General features: G+C 69.2%; 1 protein-coding gene (cut by a window edge). It reads left to right on the top strand.

The annotated features are described in order from the left end of the window. On the top strand, positions 1-23543 hold the 5' portion of the coding sequence (locus ASF53_RS26110) for an LEPR-XLL domain-containing protein (protein ID WP_056192506.1). It continues 19084 nt past the right edge of the window; only the first 23543 of its 42627 coding nucleotides appear in the window; it begins with the start codon at positions 1-3; the stop codon falls past the right edge of the window.

Genomic DNA, 23543 nt, shown 5'->3' on the forward strand with positions numbered 1-23543 from the left:
ATGGCTTTTCCGTTCAAGTCGGAAGGCTTCTGGGGCCCCCTGTTCCGCCGTCGCGATCGTGCCCGACTGGCCGTCGCGGAGACGCCGCGCGCGCCGCGCCCGTCGAAGCGGCAGCTCGTGCTGCACCTCAAGGCGAAGGCCGACCGCCTGTTCAACCGCGACCGGCTGATCTTCGACCCGCTCGAGCCGCGCGTCCTGCTCGACGGCACTGCGATCTACGAGATCACCAAATCGTTCGATCCGCAGGCGGCGGAGCACCAAGTGCTCGTCGAGCTGATCGAGACGAATCTCGCCGCGACGACGGAAGCGGACAAGGTTCAGCAGGTTCAGGTCTTCGCCTACACCAACGGTGCGAAGGGCGCCCAGCTTCACACCTTCGGCGATGTCAGCTCGACGAACAGCGCGTTCACGATCACGGGGACGAGCAAGAAGGATCACATCGTCGTCGACGTCGCGTCGTTCGAGCGGCTGACCGGCAGCACGAAGCCGACGCTGCTCTTCGACGACCCCGCGAACGATGGCGGCGCGACCGACAACGGAGACACGATCGAACTTCTCAACCGCGCCAAGAGCGGTGACAGCGCCGGCGCGACCTTCACTCTCGGAAGCGAGAACACCGGCACGATCAAGGCTGGCAAGTTCGAGGGCAATTTCGCCGGCATCGGTAACCTCATCGGTGCCGCCGGAGCCGACGACACCCTGATCGCCGGATCCTCGACGGGCATCCTCGACGGCGCCTTCGAGGGTGGCAAGGGCAGCCTCAAGATCGATTTCTCGGCGCTGACGACAAGCATCGACGCGACGTTGAAGCGGTCGGCCTCGAACCCGGACAGATACGTCCTAGAGCGGTCGAGCGCGGCGGATGGCGCGGCGGCGACCTTCGCAGCGGTCGCCTTCACGGCGCCAGCGACGAATCTGGGCGTCCTGCTCGGCAGCGGCAACGACACGCTGCGTCTCGCGACATTGCCGCCGGGGCCGTCCTTCACCGTCTCGGGCGGGGCGGGCGCCGACAGCATCGTCTTCGACACCGCGCTGCAGGTGGCCACCGGCAACATCGACCTGACCTTCGACGGCGGGGATGGCGACGACACGATCAGCCTGAACAAGAACCTCGAAGCCCTCGCCGGGTCTCTCGCGGTCACGTTCCGCGGTGCGGAGGGCGACAACAGCCTGACCGTCGCGGAAGCAGCTCAGATCAAGGCCAGGGACAGCGTCGACTTCAAGCTCGGGGCCGTGGTGACGCCCGTTCTGCCCACCGCCGGCAGCAACGCGGAGGTCACCAGCGCCGCCAAGATGGGCGTCGTCGTCAGCAGGGACGCGGTGATCAGCGGCGCCTCGGTGGCGATCGCGGTCACGAGCTCGACCACAGTCGCCAACGGTGACACGAACGCCAACACGGCGAAGCTGTCGGTCGATGCAGCCACCGCCGCAACGATCAGCCTGTCCGGCCGGATCGAGACCGCGGGCTTGGCCGCGCTCACCACCAACGTCGTCAATTCCGCGACCTTGACCTCGACGCTCGCCTCGCAGTTGCGGGGCGTCTCGGTGACACAGAAGAACATCTCGACGGTCACCGTCGGCGCCCAGGGCGCCGTGAACGGCGGAACCGTGAAGCTCGCCGCCGACACGCAGGCGAACGTCGTCATCAAGGCGATCGGCCTCGTCCTGCCGGGCGCCGAGACCATCACCAACGCGGCCAAGCTGACCGAAGAGACGCTGTCCGCGATCCTGAAGGGCGAGGCGGATCTCGGTGCCGTCCTTAGCTCGACAAGCGACGGTCAGGACGACTCGATCGCCGAACTAGCCGTCAAGGGCTTCATCAAGAAGGCGAAAACCTCGATCGACAACGAGACGCGCGTCTCCGTCGCCGCCACCGGGCAGGTGCGGCAGACCGGCGCCGGAACCGTCGCGGGAAGCGATGCCGCCCTCCTGATGGCGGCGACCGACGAGACCAACGTGCGGACGCGGCTGGTCGCCACGGACGGCGTGAAGGTGCCGGCCCTCGGCCGCACGCTCGATCTGCCGGGTATGCTCAACCCCTTTGCCCTGAGCGCCGAGCAGGACGTCAAGCGCGTCACCGCGGTCGATCTCGGCCTGGACCAGGGCGCGGCCCTGCCCGACACGGCGCCGGATGCCGCCGCCGCGAAGATCATCGACGCGGCTGGGGCGGTGGCGCTCCAGGCCGGCAATTCCGGCACGATCACCACTCGCATCCGCGCGGCGACCCAGGCGCCCGACCCGCAGGATTCGACCAAGCAGATCGCCGGCGATGGCGGCGACGGACTCGACGGCGAGCCGGATGACGGCTCGCTGCCCGCGCCGATCAAGACGGGCTACGCGGAGACCTCCGTCGACGACACCGTGCGTGTGGCCGTGCGCGGCGTCTCCATCGCCGCCGCGTCGCTGCGGGCCGCCGCCGGCAACGACACGTCGATCGAGACGCGGGCGATCCAGGCGCAGAACAGTCTGAAGGGCAGCACGACCGCGACGGTCGCGGCCTCGCGCCTGCTGGCCCGCACGGGCGCGCTGTCGGTCACGGCGATCGACACCGCCACGGCCTCCGCCATCGCCGAGCCGGTGGAGACGGACACGCTGCAGGACACCACCACACCGGATATGACGCCCGAGCAACTGGCGGAGCTGGCGGCGAAGGAGAAGACGGACCGCGAGTTCCTCGGCCTGGGCCGCGGTTCGGCGATCAACCTCGCCGAGCGCGACGTCACGGCCGCGCTGACGGACAGCGAGACGAGCGCGGCCACCGACGTCACGCTCATCGCCCAGAACGCCCTCGAACTGACGGCCGAGGCCCAGGCGACGGGCGTTGCCAGCATCCTCGGCGCGGCGGGCACCATCGCCGTTAACATCGTCCTCGGCAGCACCGAGGCCACCGTCAGCGGCGGCAGCGTGAAGGCCACGACCGGCGACGTCGTCGTCAGCGCCGCCGACATCTCGAACGTCGATGCCCGCGCCCGGACCACCGTCGATTCCGCCTCGCGCGACGGGCAGCTCGTCGTCACGGTTCCGGCCATCGGCGCCGCTGCGGCCTTCAACATCGTCGGCTACCGGCTCAACGGGATGGGCTCGTCGAGCATCATCCCGAAGATCCTCAGCGCCTCGGTCGACGCCATCCTCGGCACGGGCCTGCTGACCGCCACGGCGACGCAGACGATCCGTGCGCGGATCGAGGGGGCGAAAGTCGAGTCGGGCGGACGCCTGCAGGTCACCGCGGCGAGTGCGGGGACCGTCAACGCCACCGTCAGCAACACCATCGCCAACAAGACGCCGGAGCAGACGCTCCTCGAAGACATCAAGGCCGACATCAAGCGGCAGGCGCTCAACAACATCAAGAAGCCGGCAGTCGCCACGCAGAACAACGTCGCCTCCGCTGGGACCGCCAGCATCGGCGGCATCATTTCCACGAACCGGATCGCCCGGGCGGCCTCGGCCGAGATCGTGGCGCTGACGAAGCCGAGCGGCACCACCGCCGCCGACGTGACCGGCACCGGCGCGCTCGACGTCTTCGCCTCGGACCGGGCGACGATCAACGCCAACGTGAAGCTCGTCGCCTCCAGCCAGGCCGCGAGTGACGGCGGCCTCGACCCGAACCTCAAGCGCACCGCGTTCGACTTCAAGGCGAGCAAGAGCGGGGATGTCGAGCTCAAGCTCGGCAAGCGCGTCGTCCTCGATTTCCCCGGCGCGCTGAACTCCGCCTCGCGCCTGGAGCGGGTGAAGGGGGCGCTGCCCGTCCCCGCCAAGGACGCGATCGCCGGCCGGCTGCCGGCTCCGTCGCCGACGATGCAGAGCATCGCGCCGGGCGTCTTGGTGCTCGTCAGCCCCGGCCATCCCTCGGGCAAGGGCGAGCCCAACACCTACTACTTCTACAAGCCGAAGACCGCCTCGGCACCGATTGATCTCGCCGGCGCCGATTTCACCGATACGACGACGTGGCAGAAGATCGGGGAGAAGGGCGCCGTTTACGCCTGGATGGGGACCGACGGCTTCAAGACGTCGCTCAAGGAACAACCCTACGGCGACCGCGACTACTGGCGCCGCGTCGGCGACGGCGAGACCCAGCCGAGCAAGACCACGGGCTCCGGCGCGACCTCGGCGGGCGGCATCGTCTCGCGCAACGACATCCGCGGCGGCGCGACGGCGATCATCTCCGGTAACGCGAAGGTCAAGGCCGGCAGCGTCTCCGTCACCGCCGAGCGCAGCGCGGTGATCACGGCGAAGGCCGATGCCACCGTCGAGGCGGTCGCCACCATCCGCGACCAGCAAGGCCAGACGACGGGCGGCACGCCGGGTACCGGTACGCCGAGCCCGGTCCCCGGCCGGACCTCGATCTTCGATCGCAGTGGAACCGGCACCAACGGCACGCAGACCTCCGCCTCGAATGCCCTGGCGGTCAACGCGGTGATCGCCACCAACGCCATCCTCTCCACGGCTTCGGCCCGCATCGTCGATTCGACCGTCGAGTCGACGGGCGACGACGGTGCCGTCTCGGTCAAGGCCACGACCGGAGGCTCCATCACCTCCAAGGTCGATGCGCAGGTGACCGCCCTCTCGAGCGGCCCGGCCAACACCGACGGCACCTCCGCCGCGACCGGCACCACGACGCCGGGGTCCACGACCGGCACTTCTACGCCGGGCACGACGACCGGAACCGCGGAGCCGCCCACCACCACGGCCCGGGCCGCCGGCATCCAGCTCGCCTTCAACGCGATCGGGTTCGAACTGGGCAATCTCGGCTTCGCAACGCTCGATGCCCTGGTCGGAACCAATCTCGGCAGCGCGGCGCCGCAGCAGGCCGTGGCCGAGATCAAGAACTCGGCGGTCACGGCCAAGGGCGCTGTCAGCGCGACCGCCGTGTCCGGTGGCGAGATCGACGCGACGCTCGGCAACAAGGTGACGGCCTCGGCCCGCGGCGCCAGCGTCGATGCGCTGGCCGTGTCCGGCATCGTCGCGATGAACCGGGTGAGTGGCGCCGCGCGCGCCGCGATCGATGCGCCGCTGATGACGATCTCCGGCACCGACGTGACCGTGACGGCGACCGATACCGTAAGGATCGCCAGCACGACGACGGTGGGCGCCTCGGCCAAGGCCGTGAGCACCGGCTCCGTCAGCGGCGTCGACAAGTCGGCCGACGCGCTGCTCAACGACTACAAGTACACGACCAAGTCCGGCGCACGAAAGGTCGTGTTCGGCGACAAGATCCGCCTCGGCGACTCGTGGAGCGGGCAGGGCGAAAAGGGCGCCGTGTACCAGTACATGGGCGAGGACTTCACGACCGCGATCGACCTCGGCAAGTTGACCGGGGCGCCGGGCTCGGACGGGAAGTTCCCGGCCAGCGATCCCAAGCTCAATTTCAGCGATTTCGCCCTGTGGAAGAAGCTCGACGCCAGCAATGTGGTGCCGGGTGGCACCAGCGGATCGCAGCCCCGGGTCGGCAAGGTCTCCTCCAAGGGTCTCGGGGGAATCTTCTCGCGAAACGACGTGTCGGGCCGGGCCGAGGCCTCGATCGTCGCCGCCGGCCTCGTCGCCCGCGGCGACGTCACCGTCGCCGCCAAGTCCACGGGTGCCATCAAGGCGACCGACACGAGCGTCATCCGCGGCGGCACGGCGGTCAACGGCGTGCTCGTCTCCAACAACGTGCTCAACGGCGCCACCGCCTTCATCAAGGACACGCAGCTCGACGGCGGCAGCGTCAACGGTGAGCGCACCAGCAGCGGCGGCGCCGTCACGGTCACGGCCACCAACACGTCCGACATCGACGCCAGCGCGAAGGGTAAGACCGCCGGCGAGGGCAGCACGGCGCTCGGCTTCACCCTCGCCTTCAACACGGTGGGCTTCGCCCAGCAGAACCCCCTGTTCAACGCCGTCGACACCATTGTCGGCGATCCGCTGATCGCCACCGCCACCGGGTCCGAGCAAGCCGCTGGGGCGACGGCCTTCATCACCGGCGCTGGCGCCATCAACGCCGGACGCGACGTCACGGTCGCCGCCGATAGCCGCGCCGAGATCAAGGCGGTGGCCGGCAGCGAGGTGTCGCAGACCGACAGCGCCTCCACCGTCTACAAGGCCGAGACCGGAGCGCAGGGCCTCTCGGCCGGCGCCGTCCTCGCCTCCAACAAGGTCAGCGCCCGGGCCGAAGCCTATATCGGCGCCGAGGACGAGACCGCGCCGCCCTCAAGCACCTCGACGAGCGTGACCTCGACCGGCGGCAGCGTCGTCGTCACGGCGACGAACAAGGCCGGGATCGATGCGTCGAGCACGATCATCTCCTCGTCCGCGGTGTCGGGCAGCGTCGCCGACCTGGCCAAGAAGGCCGTCGCGACCGCGCAGAACATGTACGACTACACGACGAAGTCGGGCCAGCGGTCCCTGAAGACCGGCGACCGGGTTCGCCTCGCCAACGACTACACCGGCTCTGCCGGGCCGCTGGGCGAAGCCCCGGCGATCAAGGGGCAGGTCTACATCTATATCGGCACGGCGGCGAAGCTGGATCTCGGCGCTACCACCACGAATTTCGCCGATGCGACGAAATGGTTCGCCGTCTCCGAAGGCGCGACGGTCACGACCAAGCCCGCCACGGCTGCATCGACCTCGACGTCCAACACCCCCGCGCCGACGGACACCACCACGGAGTCGAAATCCGTCACCTCCGCGGACGGGAAGACCGTCACGACGGTCACGCGCCTGAAGGCGCGATACAGCTCGAACGACGGCGCTCCGTTCCTGCGGACCGGCGAGACGGTGCTGCTCCGCAACACCCCCACCGCCAAGGGTGACGCTGGCACGATCTATATTTATCGCGGCCCGGACAACACGTCCGTGAACCTCAAGACGGCGGACTATACCAGCGACAATTGGATCCCGGCGGCGGCCAGGTCCGTGATGCCGGCGATCGACAAGGTGTCCGACGTTACGGCGCCGGCCACGGCGACGAACGGCACCGTCACCCCGCCCTCGACGACCCGGACCCCGGCCTCGTCGTCCAAGTCCATCGGTGGCCTGATCGTCTTCAACGAGGTCAACGGCGGCGCCACCGCCCGCATCACCGATGCGACCGTGAAGGCGAGTGCCGATCTCACGGTCTCGGCCAAGGATGCGGCCGACATCGCCGCCGAACTGATCAGCACGGTGACCGCTTCCGGCGGCGCCTCGTTCAATTCGAAGCCGCCGGCGGGCACGACCGCCGGCACCGCGCCAGGCGACGGCAGCGTGATTGCCGCCAACGGCTTGGCCGCGACCAACGTCGTGCGTGGCGGTGCTACGGCGTCCGTGCTGCGCGCGACCGTCGAGGCGGTGCGCGGCGATCTCACGGTGACGGCTGAGAACACGGCGGGGATCGACGCGCGTCTGCGCGCCTCGTCGACGACTTCGGGCGGTGGCCAGGGCGGCGTCTCCGCGGCGGTCACGCTCGCCTTCAACTCGGTCGGCTACGAGACCCAGAACCTCCTGTTCAACACCATCGACGCGCTGATCGGTTCGCCGGAACTCTCCGACGCCTTCGGTAAGGAGACCACGTCGGGCGCAACCGCGACCATCGTCCAGTCCCAGGCCAAGGCCGGCGGCGACATCACCGTGGCGGCGACGTCGAACACCAAGATCAACGCCACCGTCAGCAATGCCGCCAAATCTTCCACCGACTCGATGAAGGGCTCGGGCGGCACCGGCTTCGGCGTGGTGCTCGCCTCGAACAAGGTGAGCGGGAGCGCGACCGCACGGATCGACAACACCGCCGACACGAGCAAGACCGTGACCGCGGGCGATGCCGTGACCGTCTCGGCGATAGACGCCGCGACCATCGCGTCCAATGCGCAGATCGTGACGAACTCCACCGTCGTGAAGACGGATGGCGGCACGGTGACGAATCAGGCCAAGCTCAACAAGTTCCTGCCGTCCGATTTCTCGACCAACCCGAACGAGGTCCAGTCCGCGACGATCCAGTCGAACCTGATCAAGAATCGTGCGGATCTGCTGCCGGCCGAGTTCAACAAGCTCGAAGCCGAGATGTGGGCCAAGGTCGCCCAGATCAAACAGGCGATCCTCGACGTGCAGGCGGAGCCGCAGCGGTTCGCCCAACTCTTCCAGAACGCCCAGCTCCAGCTCAAGAGCCGCCCGGCGGCGAGCGATTACCTCAAGAGCGTCTACAACACGCTGGCCGACGCGATGAAGGCCGCGATCGATAAGGTGCCGGCCGACAACCGCACCGATCTCAAGATCAATCTCACGAATGCCGAGCGGATCCTGCGCCAGCAGGCGATGGGCAACGTCCTCGACAACCAAGTTGCCGACGGCGCCCGCGACGACGCCTACAAGTATGCGGCGGAGGCCGCCCTTCTCGGGCTGATCGACGATGCCGCCTTGCGGGCGAGCCCGATCGAGGCCCGCCAGACCGTCGGCGAGATGATCGGCCGTCAGGTCACCATCCTGCGCGCCAACCGCGAGGCCGTGGCCGTGGTCGAGGGGCTGCGGGATAAGCTCAACACTTATCTCGCGCCGTTCGGTCTAAGCACCGACATGATCGCCATCCTCGACCTGACCGCGTTCGGTCAGGTGAAGAAGACCGAGAACCTCCAGGACGTGACCTTCGGGGCGCGCGTGCGCATCGCCGAGGATTTCGCGAAGAGCGCCAACGCCGCGCCCTACAAGACCAGCAACGGCACGGAGATCTCGGTCAAGACCGGAGATACGGTCTGGGACGACGGCCTCAACGTGGTCGGAGTGGACTCGGTCTACAAGTACGTCGGTAAGACGACGCTGCTGAAGCAGCAGCCGAGCAAGATCGACTTCAACAGCAAGACGGACGGTAAGGCCGACTGGGTCAAAATCGCGTTCATGCCGGATTCCTACTCCGCGAACGAGATCTACATCTACATGGGCGAGGCGGCGAAGATCGACCTCGCCGCACAGGATTACAGTGACAAGACGCTCTGGAAGCGCGCTCTCGATTCGAACTTCATCCCCGACAAGTTCGTCATCCCAGGCACGACCGGCACGCTGACCCAGCCGGCGCCGGCGGCAAGCGATCCGACCACGCCGTTGCCGGCGGGCGATTCGTCTGCGAACAACCCCCAGCCGACCGTCATGCCGCAGAACGCGGTCGCGCTCGCCATCGGCGGCCTCGTGGTGGTCAACAGCGTCCACGGCGGCGCCGCCGCAACGATCACCAAAGCCGATATCGCTACCGGGACGGGGGCCGTCACGGTGAAGGCGGAGGAGACGGCGACCATCACCGCGACCGCCGACAGCGCGGCGACGGTGAAGTCTGCCGATTCCTACCAGAAGACGGCACCCGTGGGCACGGGGACCGGCACGGGAACGGGGACTGGCGCAGGGACCGGAACGGGCACGACCCCAGCCGTGCCGGGTACGCAGAGCCAGACGAAGAGCCTCGCGCTCGGCGGCATCATCGCCACCAACAGCGTCCTGGGCTCGGCGGCCGCAGCGATCATCGACAGCACGGTGGTCACCGGCCAGAACCTCCCCGCCGGGACGAGCGTCGGCGGTGTGTCGGTGACCGCCTCGAACACCGCCACGATCGACGCCAGCAACAAGACCAGTGCCTCCAGCGACGGCACCGCCCTGGCGCTCACGCTCGCCTTCAACACCGTCGGCTGGAAGGATCAGAACGTCCTGTTCCGTGCCGCGGACACGATCACCGGACAGCCGCTGATCGCCGAAGCCTTCCAGAACGACACCCATCCGGCCGGCGCCAGCGCGCAGATCCTGCGCAGCGCGGTGACGACAGGGACGGGCGGCGCCGTCACCGTGGCCGCGAAGGCGGATGCGGGCATCAAGTCGGCCATCCTCAACAAATCGAGCTCGTCCGAGAACGTCCTCAAAAACGCCGACGCCTTCGCGCTCGGCTTCGTGCTCACCGGCAACATGGTGAACACCCACGCCCTCGCGACGATCGACAACACCGGCACGGGAAAGACGGTCGATGCCGGCGGCGCGCTGAGCATCCGCGCCGAGAGCGCCGGCACGATCTCCGCGAAGAACGCGCTCTCGGCGCTGGCAAGCCTGACGAAGGCGTCGCTGGTGGAGGATTTCGCCGATAAGATTCTGTCGAACTACGAATATACGAAATATTCCGGCGAGAAGGATCTCAAGTTCGGCGATCTTGTCTACGACTGGGACACCTCAGTCGATAGAGTTCACGGCGTTGACAAGGTCTACGTCTATATCGGTGAGGATGCTCCTGTCGTCCTCAAGGACGTCGATTTCACCGACACGACGAAGTGGCGCCTCAACACCGCCCGAGAGTTCATCAAGTTCCTGCCGCCGGGTGTGCTGAACCTCGGCGAAAGCATGGATCCGGCGTCGTCCGGAACCGCGCCGGCCCCGTCGGCCCCCGCTGCGTCCACGGCGGCGGCCTCGAAGCCCTACGCGGTTGCGGTCAGCGGCATCCTTGTCTCGAACGACGTGCGCTCCGCGGCGGAGGCAAGCCTCAAGAACGCCGATGTCACGTCGGCAGGCGACATCTCGGTCACCGCGGAGCAGACGGGCAAGATCGACGCGTCGGTCACGAGCAAGGTTCAGTCGAAGCTAAAGCCAGGCACCAAGCCGGGAGACAAGGGCGCCATCGCGGTCGGCGCCGTCATTGCGGCCAACGTCGTCACCGGTTCCAGCACCGCCACCATCGTCGGCTCGAAGCTCGGCGATGCCGGGAGCGGCCGAACCGTGGGCAACGTCACGGTCGAGGCCGTGAACAGCGGCGCGATCACCGCGACGGTCAGCAGCATCGTGGAATCCGCCGACACCGCCGTCGGCGTCGTTGCGGCCTTCAACAAGATCGGCACGTCGAGCCAGAACATCCTGTTCGACCTCTCCGATGCGATCGTCGGCACCGATCTCGGCACCACCCTCCAGGGCGCCAACACCTTCGCGGCGACGGCCTCGATCTCGGGGCAGCCGATCAACGCCACCGGTCTCGTCAAAGTCGCTGCGCAGTCGAACGCGAAGATCACGGCCGAGATCAAGAACGCCGTCACCACGGTCGGTTCGACCGTCACCAGCGTCGGGGCCGTGGTCGGCCTGAATTTCGCGCGCCTGTCCACCTCGGCGACCCTGTCGGGCATGGACCGCGTCAAGGCGTCCGGCGTGACGGTGAGCGCCCTCAGCACGTCGAAGATCGACGCCGTCGTCACGGCGCCCGTGACCTCGGTGGCCTACCGGATGCAGTCGACGCAGCCGACCGCGCCCGACTCCACCGGAGGCGGCTCGACCGGCGGCCAAACGCCGGCCCAGACCGGCCACACCGTCTCGGTCGCCCTCAGCATCGCCCGCAACACCATCGTCGACGAGACCTTGCTCGCCGGCATCGACGAGGTCGGCGAGGTGACCGCGAGCGCGGGCGACGTGCGCGTGATCGCCAAGAGCGGCGCGGAGATCAACGCCAAGGCGACGGCCACGGCGATCGCGGTGCTGCTCAGCACTGAGGATGCGAAGAACATCGGCTTTGCCGGCGGCGGCGCGCTCGGCTTCAACACCATCCTCGGGGGCGCCCAGGCCCGCATCGCCAACACCAAGACCGCCACGGTCACCGCGAACGGCAACACCGCGCCGGATGCGAACGGCGAGGGCGGACAGGGCAACATCACCGTCTCGGCCGTCAGCGCCTCCAAGATCGAGGCTGAGATCCGGGCCGCCGCGGCGGCGGTGGTCATCGGCAAGGGTGAGTCGGACGCGATCGCCATCGGCGTGACGCTCGCCTTCAACATGATCGGCTTCTACGGCAGCGGCCTGCCGACCGGCACGAACTTCAAGGACGGCATCACCCGTTCCTTCGACATCCGGGCCGGCGTGACGGGGACGCGCCTGACAGCGGGCCGCAAGGTTCTGGTCGAGGCGACCTCCCAGGCTTCCATCACGGCGAACACGCTGGCGGCGGCGGTGGCGGTCGGCGCCTCGACGGGCGGCGGCCAGCCGAGCGCTGGCAGCAACGAGGTCGGCGCCGGCGGCGGGCTCTATGTCGGCAACAAGATCGTCGTCACCACGACCGCCCTGATCGACGGCAGCACCGGCACGAACGATGCGGTGACGTCGGGCGCGGAGGGCATCACGGTCTCGGCGACCGACAGCGCGAACATCAAGGCGACGTCCGTCGCGCTCGCGGTGTCGGCGAACCTGACCGGCAAGTCGAGCAGCTCGGGCACGCAACCGAGCGTCGCCATCGGCGCGGCGCTGGCCAACAACGAGATCGGCAGCGACGTCACCGCGCGCATCGTCCAAGTCGCCGATCTGGCGACCTCCGGAGCGGTGACGCTGTCGGCGACCCGCAATGCGCAGATCTTCGCGCAGACCTTCGCCGCCTCGGTCGAGGCCGCGGTGTCCGGTCAGGGCAAGGGCTTCGGCGTCTCCGGCGGCGGCGCGGCTTCCCTCAACACGGTCGGCGGTTCGGCCGTCGCCGAGCTGACCGGGTCGAAGGTCGGCGACGGGACGGGTGCCGACCCCAAGGCCGGCAGCCTCGCAGTCCTGGCGAGCGACGCGGCCAAGATCGCGGCCCTGACCGGCGCCCTGTCGATCGCGGCCAGCGGATCGGCCCAGGGAACGGCGACCGGTATCGCGGTGGGCGCATCGGTTTCCAACAACGTGATCGCGGCCGGCGCCGCCGTGCGCGCCACGATTTCCGGCACGCCCGTCCGGGCGACGGGGGCCGTCCGCGTCGCCGCAACGTCCAACCAGGTGATCGATGCCACCACGGTCGCCGTTTCCGTCGGCGTCTCGGCAAGTGGATCCGACAAGACGGTCTCCGTGAGCCTGGACGCCTCGGTCGCCCGCAACGTCATCGCGATCGCCACCGCGGCGCAGATTCTCGGCGCCGTCGCTGTCGAGGCCGGCAGCGTCACGGTCCGGGCCGACAACACCTCGGCCATCACTGCGGCCGTGGGCGCGGCCTCGATCGCCGCCGCCTTCGGCTCGACGACGTCGTTCTCCGTCGCGTTCGCGGCGAGCGTTGCCCTCAACAAGATCTCGGGCGACGTCAGCGCCAGCATCACGGACGCCACGGTGACGACGCTCGCGGGTGGCGTCACCGTGGCGGCCACACGCGCGGGGACGATCAGCACCAAGGCTGCGGCGGCGAGCATCGCCGTGGGCGTCGGCGGCGAGAAGGGCATCGGCGTCGCCGGAGCCGGCGTCGCGGCGGTGAACCAGATCAACAGCAGCACCACGGCCTCGGCCACGAACGCCACGATCGATGCGCAGGGCGCCGTCTCCGTCGAGGCCGCGAGCACGGCGACGATCACGTCGGACATCCTCAGCGCGGCGCTCGCCGTCGGCGGTGGGGCCAAAAGCGGCGGCGCCGGCGCGCTCGGCCTCGCCATCGCCTACAACGCGATCGGAAGCTGGACGGCCTACGACGAAGCGAACCACAGCGTCGGCGAGACGCCTGTCCTCGGCGGCCGAGCCGGGGTCTCGGCGGCGCTTGCCAGCACCGCGGTCAAGGCGACCGGCGCGCTGTCGGTGGGGGCGACCAGCGGCAACACCGTCACGGCCAACATCGCCGCGATCGCGGCCGGCGTGACCGCGTCCGGGGACAAGGCCGGTGCGGTGAGCATCGGCGGCACGTTCGCGATGAACAGCATCGGTCTGGCGACCCTGGCCTCGATCGACGGTGATCGTACGGGTCTCACGCCCGGAATCCAGGCTGCGAGCGCCACGATCTCGGCGCAGGACGTCTCGGAGGTCACGGTTCAAGCCCTGTCGGCCAGCCTCGCGCTCGCCGCCGCGACGGGCAACGCGGTCTCGATCTCCGTCGGCGGCAGCCTTGCGCTCAACACCATCGCCAACGACGTTTCGGCCAGCGTGAAGAGCGTCGATCGCGGCCTTCAGACCGCCGATGCGATCCTCGTCTCGGCGAAAGCCGCGGGAGCAATCACGGCGAATGCGGCCTCGGCGGCGATCGCCGTGGCCGGGTCCGGCTCGAATGCCGTGCCGATCAGCGCGGCGGTGACCTACGCCCGCAACATCATCACCACGAGCACGCGGGCGCAGGCCGCCGAGAGCCGTCTCGTCACCACCGGCACCGGCGGCACCGTGAGCGTCCGGGCCGAAGCCTCCGCTCGGATCAACGCAGCGATCGTGGCCGCCTCCCTGGCGGCGGGCGTGGGCGGCAGCAACGCCGTCGCCGTCGGCATCGGCGCGGCCATCGCCGAGAACCGCATCGGTCTCTGGTCCAAGTCCGGCAGCGATGCCACGACCAGCTACGCCCTGAACGACAAGGGCGGCACCGTGGTCGAGGCGTCGCTGACCCGTGTCGGCGTCACTGCGAAGGGCGCGCTGAGCGTCGAGGCGACGTCGAAGAACGAGATCAATGCCGCCATTGCCGCTCTGTCGGCCGGCCTCGCCGGGGCCGGTTCGAACGCCGTCGGCGTTAGCGGCGGCGCCACCACCGTCGTCAACGCCATCGGTGTGACCACGCAGGCCTTCATCGAGGGCAACGGTGCCGCGAACAGCACCGTCGGGAGCAATGCGATCCAGGCTGGCGCCGTCTCGGTGAAGGCCGCCGATACCTCCAAGATCAAGGCCGCCGCCCTCTCCGCCGCCGTCAGCGCGGCCTTCGGCGGCACGAACGGGGTCGCGGTCTCGATCGGCTTCGCCCTGGCGCTCAACACCATCGACGCGGCCGTCAAGGCTGGCATCGGCAACGTCACGGACGGCATCAATGCCGGCACCGGAGCGGTTCTGGTCGATGCCCTCAGCCGGGCCGAAATCGAGACCATCACGGCGGCGGCGGCCGTCAGCATCGGTGGCGGCGGTACCGCCGGCATCGCCGTCGCGGGCGGCGGCGCGCTCGCCTTCAATTCCATCCGGCCGGTCACCCGCGCCGCCGTGACCTCGAGCCCGATCAGCCAGAGCGGCAGCGTCACCGTCACCGCCGCCGCCAACTCGACCATCTCCGCCCTCGTGGCGGCGGCGTCGGTGGCGGCCGCCGGAGGTGGCACGGCCGGTGTCGGCGTCGCCATCGGTGCATCGGTGGCGGCGAACCGGATCGGCGACTGGACCTCGTCCGGCAAGGGGCGCGACCGCGTCGAGACGGCGGCGGCCAACCAGACCTCCGTCGTCGAGGCCGTCCTGAGCGGCAGCAGCGTCAGGACCAGCGGTGCGCTCACCGTCGGGGCCACCGCCGCGCAAACCATCAAGGCCCAGGTCGCCGCTGCGGCGGCCTCGATCGGCGGTGGCGGTTCGGTCGGCGTCGGCGTCTCGGCGGCCGGCGTCACGGTCACCAACGCGATCGCGATCGCGACCCGTGCCGTCATCGACGGTGACGGGGCGACGGGCATCGAGGCCGGCAGCGTCACGGTGCGCGCGGCGGATAATTCCACGATCGACGCCTTTGCCGGCTCCGCTTCACTCGCGGGATCCGGCGGCGGGGCCGCCGGTGTCTCGGTCGCGGTCGGCTTCACGCTCGCGCTCAACAGCATCGCCGGCACCGTCGAGGCGAAGATCGTCAACGCCGACACGCTGCTGCGCACGACCGGCGCGGCCGGCGTCGCGGTCAGCGCCACGCGGGCGGGCCGCATCTCCGCGGCGGCGGCGGCGGCGGCGATCAGCCTCGCGGGCGGCGGCTCGGCCGGCATCGGCGTCTCCGGCGGCGGCGCCTTCGCCTCGAACCGCATCCTCGGCTCGGTGAACGCCACGGTGGATGCCAGCCGGATCACCGCCGCGGGCAGCGGTGGCCTGACGGTGACCGCGACCGGATCCTCCGAGATCACGGCGATCATCTCGTCGCTCGCCGCCTCCGGCGGCGGTGGCGGTGCGGCCGGCATCGGCGTCGCCCTCGGCGTCAGCGGCGCCGAGAACCGGATCGGCGAGTGGCTGAGCACGGGTGCGGATGCGGACCGGAAGGACACGCTCAACGACCAGGGTGCCGTGGCCGTCGAGGCCGCGGTGAAGAACTCGATCCTCGACATCGCCGCGGCCCTCACGGTTCAGGCGACGGCGAGCCAGAAGATTTCTGCGACGGTGATCGCAGCCGCTGCCGCGATCCAGGGCGGTGGTGCCGCCGGCGTCTCGGGGAGCGCGGCCGGTTCGGTCACGGCCAACGCGATCGGCGTGGTGACCTCGGCCACGATCGATGGTGACGGGACCGGCGCGGGCGCCGGAATCAAGGCCGGCAGCGTCACGGTCTCCGCCGCGAACACGGCCGAGATCTCGGCGGTCACGGGAGCGGCCTCGCTCTCCGGCGCGGGCGGCGGCGCGGCGGGTGTCGGCGTGGCCGTCGGCTTCGCCCTGGCCATCAACAACATCGCGGGTGGAATCCAGGCCTCGATCGCGAATGTCGATGCCGGACTAGCCACACGCAACGGCGGTGTCTCGGTCGGCGCGCGCAACGGCGCACGCATCCGCGCGGCCTCGGCGGCCGCGGCCGTCTCGATCGGCGGCGGCGGCGCGGCGGGCGTTTCGGTGAGCGGCGGCGGCGCGGGCGCGCTGAACGTCATCACGATGGCAACCAGCGCCTTCGTCGCCGACAGCAAGCTGATCGTGCGGGGCGGCAAGTCGGCGGTGACGGCGGATTCCACCTCCGACATCCAGGCCCTGATCACCGCGGCGGCGGCGGCGGCCGGTGGCGGCGGTGCGGCCGGTGTCGGTGTCTCGGTCGGCGTCGGCGGGGCCGAGAACCGGATCGGCAACTGGGACATCGCACGCACCGGCGACAAGCGCGACGTCGCGCTCAAGAGCACCGCGCCGATCCAGGCCTATCTCAGCAATTCGAGCGTCGATTCAGACAGTGCGCTCGACGTCACCGCAACCTCGAACCAGACGATCCGGTCGGCCGTCGCAGCGGTCTCGGCGTCGATCCAGGGCGGCGGCGCGGCGGGCATCAGCGTCGCGGGGGCGGGTGTCGGCTCGACCAACCTCATCGGGGTCGCAACCCGCGCCGTCATCGACGGCGACGGCACCTCCGGTATCCGCGCGTCGCAGATCGCGCTCGCGGCGAAGGATACCTCCAAGATCACGGCCATCGTCGGCTCGTCGGGCATCGCCGGCAGCGGCGCGGGCGTGGCCAGCGTCGGCGTTACCGTCTCGGTCTCGCAGGCCAACAACACCATCGGCAACGTCGTCGAGGCGGTGATCCGCAACGCAGATACCGGTGTCACCACGACCTCCGGCGACCTCTCGGTCCTGGCCGAGAGCGCCGGCACGATCGAGGCGATCGCGACCGCAGCCTCCGTCAGCGTCGGCGGGGCCGGCATCGCCAACGTGCAGGTCGCCGGCGGCGGTGCCGGCGCGCTCAACATCATCACCACGAGCACCCGCGCGGCGATCGAGAAGGCCGCCGGGCAGACGGTGCTCAACAAGGTGACGAGCGGCGCGGGCCTGCGCGTGGCCGCGATGAGCAGCCAGGATATCAAGGCCACGGTGGTTGCCCTGTCCGCCGGTGGCGGCGGCGCGGGGATCGCCAGCGTTCCGGTGGCGATCGGCCTTTCCGGCGCGCAGAACATCATCGGCCAATGGAAGACCGTCGATTCCGCAGGCCAGCGGCTCGACCAGCCGTCCCTCGATTCCGACGGCGGCGCCAAGGTCGAGGCGCTCATCGCCGATACGGATGCGAGTGCGCAGGGCACCGTCTCGGTGACGGCGACCTCGGCGGGCACCATCGACGCGACCGTCGCAGCCGCCTCGGTCGTCGTCACGGGCGCCGCGGTGGCCGTCGGTGTCGCCGGCTCCGGCAGCTATTCGGGCAACGCGATCAGCTTCGCCACGAACGCGGCGATCACCGGCGCCGCGACGAGCGTGAGCGCCGCCGACGTGACGGTGCTCGCCACCAACCGGTCCGCCATCAGCGTCGATGTCGGCGCCGCCGCCGTCGCGGCCGCTGGCGGCGTTGTCGGCGTCGCACCCGCGATCAGTGTCGCCACAGCCCTGAACGTGATCAACAACGCCGTTACCGCTGGGATCGACGGCGCCTCCGTGACGACGCGCACGGGCGCGATCCGGGTCTCCGCGCAAGTTCCGGCCGACGACCCCGCCACGAGCGCCGTCGAAGGCGCGAGCATCCGCGCCCGCGTCGCCGCGGCCGCCGTGGCGCTGTCCGGCGGCGGCGTGGCCGTCTCCGTGGCGGGCGGCGGTGCCGTCGCGACCAACATGATCGGCGGCGTGACCCGCGCGCAGGTCACCAATGCCCGGCTTAAGACAGCCGATAACCCGGCCGGCGCGGTTGCGGTCACGGCCGCCAACAACAGCCGGATCGAGGCCGAGGTCGCCGCGCTCGCGGCGGGCGTCAGCATTGGCGGCGTCGCGGTCGGGGCCAGCATCGGCACCGGTGTGGCCGTCAACCTCATCGGCAGCGCGATCACGCAGAAGGTCAACCGCGAGGACAAGACAACCACCTCGGCCGACATGGCCATCGAGGCCCTGTCGAAGGACACCACGATCGAGGCAGGCGGCACGCTCTCCGTCACGGCCGATTCCGGCCAGACGATCCGGGCCCATGTCGCGGCCGGAGCCGTTGCCATCTCCGGGGGTGCCGTCGCCCTCAGCGCCGCCGGCGCGGGCGCCGGTGCCCATAACCGGATCGGCGCGCTGATCAGCGCCACGATCAACGGCGATGGCGCGGGCGACAAGATCACGGCGGGCGCCGTGACGGTCGCGGCGCGCGACAGCTCCACCCTCTCCGTCGAGACCGGCGCGGCCTCGGTCGCGGCCGCCTTCGGCGTCTTCGGTGGCGCGTCCTTCTCCCTCGCCGTTGCGGCGGCGGACAACGCGATCGCCAACAGCGTCACGGCCGCCATCAAGAATCTCGGCGGCGCGAACGGACTCGCGGTCAGCGGTGCGGTCAACGTCACCGCCAGTGAGAATGCGAGCCTGACGAGCCGCTCCCGCGCCGGGTCCATGGCCGCGAACGCCTCGCCCTTCGGCGTGGCCGTCGCCGGTGGCGGCGCCGGCACCGGCGACACCGTCACCAGCAAGACGCTTGCCGGCATCTTCAACAGCAAGGTCACCGCCGCTGGCGACGTTTCCGTTCAGGCCAGCGATACGACCTCGGTCGATTCGCAGGTGCTTGGCATCTCCGTGGCCGGCGGCCTGCTGGCGCTGGCGGCCGGTGGATCGGTCGCCAAGGTCGAGGTGAAGCCGTCGGTCGAGGCCAAGCTCGAGAACAGCACGATCGCGGCCGACGACGTCTTCGTCACCGCGATCGCGACGCCGTCCGCCTATGCTAAGGCGACCGGCATCAATGCCGGCACCGCCGCGGTCGGCGCCTCGACCGCGCTCACCAACGTGGCCGCGACCGTCTGGGCCTCCACCGAGACGACCAGCCTCACCGCCAACACGGTGACGGTGTTGGCAACCCTTGCCCGCGGCGCGAACCCGACGGCCCAAGCCGAGGCGACCGGTGCGGTCGGCGGGTTGATCGGCATCAACTCGACGGTGACCGAGGCGACCAATTCCAGCAGCATCACCGCCACCTTCGGTACCGGGACGGTTCTGAACGTGGCGCGGGCGGTGTCGCTCGCCGCGACGAGCGCGACGCAGCAGCGCTCGAACGCCAACAGCGCCAGCGCCGGCCTCGTGGCGACGGGTGCGACGGTCTCGCTGGCGGAATCCGCCACGCAGACCGCGGCCAATGTCACGACCGTGGACAGGATCCGCGCCGGTTCGTTCTCGCTCACGGCGACCGGGGCCGACGACAACCTGGCTGTTGCCACCGCCGGCTCCTACGGCCTCGCCTCGGGCGCCGCTGCCGTCACCGCCACGAAGACGGGCGGCAGCACCACCGCGACGCTGGGCGCCGGTGCCAAGGTCGATCTGATCACCGGCCGCTCGGGCAGCGGCCTGTTCTTCCTGAACGCCGACCACACCACGACGACCAACGGGCAGATCATCACCAACAGCTACGGTGCCCTCGCCGGCAGCGGCGCCCTGTCCACCAACACCGTCACCCACGGCGCGACGGCCGCGATCGGCGACAAGGCCGAGATCCTCGCCTACGACATCACGGCCAATGCGCGGAACGCCGCGCTGAAGCCGCTCCTGTCGGGCGCGAATATCGACGGCAGCACGGGCGGCTTTATCACCGGCGCCGGGGCGCTCAGCCGGACCGAACTCGGCCTGTCCACAGCCGTGACGATCGGCAACGAAGCCAAGCTCGAAACCACGCGCTTCGTCGGTGCCTACGGCAACGTCACGCTCTCGGCGCTCAACGACGTCAACGTCACCGACAAGGTCGTGCTGAAGACCGCCGGCGCGCTCGCCGGCGCGGGTGCCAGCGCCTCGCTCTCGGGCCGGAACGGCGCCGGGCTCGATGCCACGATCACCGTCGGCGACCGGGTCGAGATCCTGACGCTCGGCAACATCACCGCCAACGCCAACACGCGGGTAGCCGCCGCGATCATCGCGAACAGCGAGACCAACGGCGCGGCCACCGTCGCCACCGGCGGCACCGACATCACGCTGCGGCCGAACAATGCCGTCACGATCGGCACGGGCGTCAAAGCCAAGGCCTACGGCAACCTGACCCTGGCCGCCGGCAAGCAAGCCGACACGCGCGACGATCCCTACGATCTCTCCGCGCGGACGGACACTTTCGCCGGCAGCGCGATCCCGATCCAATCGATCAGCGCCAACATCGACCTGAAGCAGGCCAACACCGTCACGGTTCAGTCCGGTGCCCTGCTGGAGACCGGCGGAGACGCCGTGTTCGACACCAACTGGTTCGGCATGGCCGGCGCCGATGCCAAGGCGAAGGGGACGAACTGGACCACCGAACTGGCCGGAGCGATCGACAGCCTGCTGGGCGGCAACCCGCAAGCGGTGCAGTCGGGTGATGCGAAAACCTCGTCGATCGGGCGCGTCATCATGGACGGCACGGTTCGCACCGGCATCATCAGCGACATCAAGATCGTTCTGGATCAACTGAGCAGCCAGGCCGGGACGCCGACGACCTTTACCGCGAACGGCCATACCTACGTCACGGGCAGCGCGGCCGGCAAAACCATCCTGACGGGCACGATCTACCTCGGCGGCCAGGCCATCGGGGCGGACGGCAACTTCGTGACGGACGGCACGACGCCGAAGACCTTCACTCTGAGCCAGGATACCGGGGGCGCGACGGCCCTCCTGACGGCGCCCAGGCTGCCGATCACCATCGCCATGGGCTCCGAACTGCTCCGCTCGGGCCTGATCGAGGCCCTGAACGAGGCGATGGCTAACAAGCGGAATTATCAGCGCGATGCCGGGCTGCAGGCCTTCTACAACAGCGAGATCCTGCGCATCGCCGGTATCCTCAAGTCCCAGGGGCTCGCCGAGATCTTCTATGAGGCCGACGGCAAGACCGTTGCCGGCGTCGGCGCCGTCCGCCAGCAGGTCCAGGTCATCACCGTCGGTGCCTTCACCGCCGGTGCCGGCCGCATCGCCGTCTTCGCGGACGACCTCAGCGGCACCGGCGCCTTCCAGGCGAAGGAGAAGGGCAGCGTCGAGATCCAGAACAACTCGACCGCCTCGCTGCGCATCGGCGGCATCACCATGCCGGAATCTTCCGGCGGCCTGACCTATAACGGGATCAAGGTTTCGCTGGCGGGCGAGGCCGATGCGAAGAAGAAGATCAACGAGATCAATGCGCAGAATGCGGCGGAGGACGGCTACACGCCGGGCCAAGTCGCGTTCTCCGCGATCGCCTCGGGTGGCAGCTTCAGCAACGCACCCGCCAGCATCATCACCATCAGCAACAACCAGGGAGTCGCCACCGGCCTCAACGGCCACACGATCCCGGCCGGTGCGCTGATCATCGCCGGTGCGATCACCGCGCCGAACGCCATCCTCACCGCGTCCAGCCAGGGCGACCTCTTCGTCGATCCGGGCGCGCGCATCCTCGTCAAGGAGAACAAGTCCAAGGCCGTCGGCTCCGCGACGGTCGGTGGACCCGGTTCGGTCAACGACAAGTCCGTCTGGGAGGCCGCGGGCTCACCCTATGCGCAGGTGAAGGGCGCCTTCGTCAACGACGGCTTCTCGGCGTCCAGCGTCGATGCGATCGTCGCACGCTTGTCGGTGAAGTCGGGCGAGCCCAATCTTCAAGCCAACCAGATTTCGATCAACGCGCAATACGTCAACATCAACGGCCTGATCCGCAGCGGTGTCTCGGAATACAAGATCGTCGTCGACGCGGCTGCGATCCGTGAGATCGAAGCGGCCTTCGCGAACAAGACCGCGCCGTACATGACCATTGCAAGCCTCTCGAAGGCGGGACTGTTCACGGTCGAACTTGATACGACCTACGGGAGCAAGGGGCGGCTCATCGTCCACGAGCTCGTAACCTTCGGCGGTTCCGTCTCGATCACCGGCAACATTCTGAATACCGGTAACGGCACCGGCCGGATCGAGGCACTCGCCGGCTATTCCAACATCACCATCGAAAATAACTCGAACTACGACATCGTCATCCAGAAGCTCGACAACAGCAGCCGCGGCGCCGGCAGTGTGGTTCTGAACGACCTGTCCTATGCCAGCGACAGCGTTCGCTATCGGACGACGATCTATCAATCGACGAAGAACGCATCCGGGCAGGACGCCGTCTCGACGACCGTCCGCACGATCTACAAGGATACGAACACGACCTCCACCACGGTCGCGGATCGACCGGACCGAACCGATACCGGTCGCAGCGCGACCTACACGCCGAAGGACGGCTGGCGCTACGCCTACGCGGTCGGCCAGACCTCGACCAAGTATGAGGAGACCGTGACGGGAACGTCGTCCTGGGCGGGCATCGACGCGCTGGCGAAGGATCCGGCTACGATCCAGGGCTTCAAGGAGGTCGCCACCGGTGGCGTGAGGATGCTCGAGTCGGGAACGTTCTACTATCTCGATGTCAGCAACAATGCTGCTTACACATTCCCGACGATCAACAATCCCTCGACCATCAATCTTTCAGGATACAGTGCGCCGAAGATTACAGATTCCTGGCAGGAAAGCACTTGGTACGGCAAGAAGACCTACTACACCGAGTGGACGCGCGAGCAGCTCCGAGAGACGACGGCAACGGCCAATATCGAAGCCGACCGTCCGATCCTGATCTCGTTCTACGGCTCCGATCGCGGTGACATCAGCATCACCTCGACCGGTAGCGGAAAGATCCTGATCAGGGACGGGATCGTCAACGCCTCGGGCAAGGTGACGATCAACGCCGGCGGCTCGATCGAGCAATTGAACGAGACGGCAACGATTTCCGCCGCCACGGTCAGCCTCACCTCGCGGTCGGGCAGCATCGGCACGGGCACGGCCGTCCTCGGCACGGACGCCAAGGGTACGGGCGCCGTCCCGACGGCCGGCGCGCAGGCGCTGCGGGTCGATGGTGTGTTCAGCACCGACAAGGACGGCAAGCGGACCTATACCGCCCCGATCGTCCTGACCGCTTCGGCGGCGGGATCGGTCTATATCGAGAACGCCGGCCTGCCGGCCCTGCAGATCGACTCCGTCACCGCGAGCGGCGGCGACGTCACGCTCGTTTCCGCCTCCGGCATCGCCGTGGCGGGCGGCAAGGCCGGCTCGATCAGCGGCGGCGTGATCACCCTGGTCGCCACGTCCGGCGATAT

The sequence above is a fragment of the Methylobacterium sp. Leaf123 genome, assembly GCF_001423405.1.
In the GTDB taxonomy this organism is placed as follows: domain Bacteria; phylum Pseudomonadota; class Alphaproteobacteria; order Rhizobiales; family Beijerinckiaceae; genus Methylobacterium.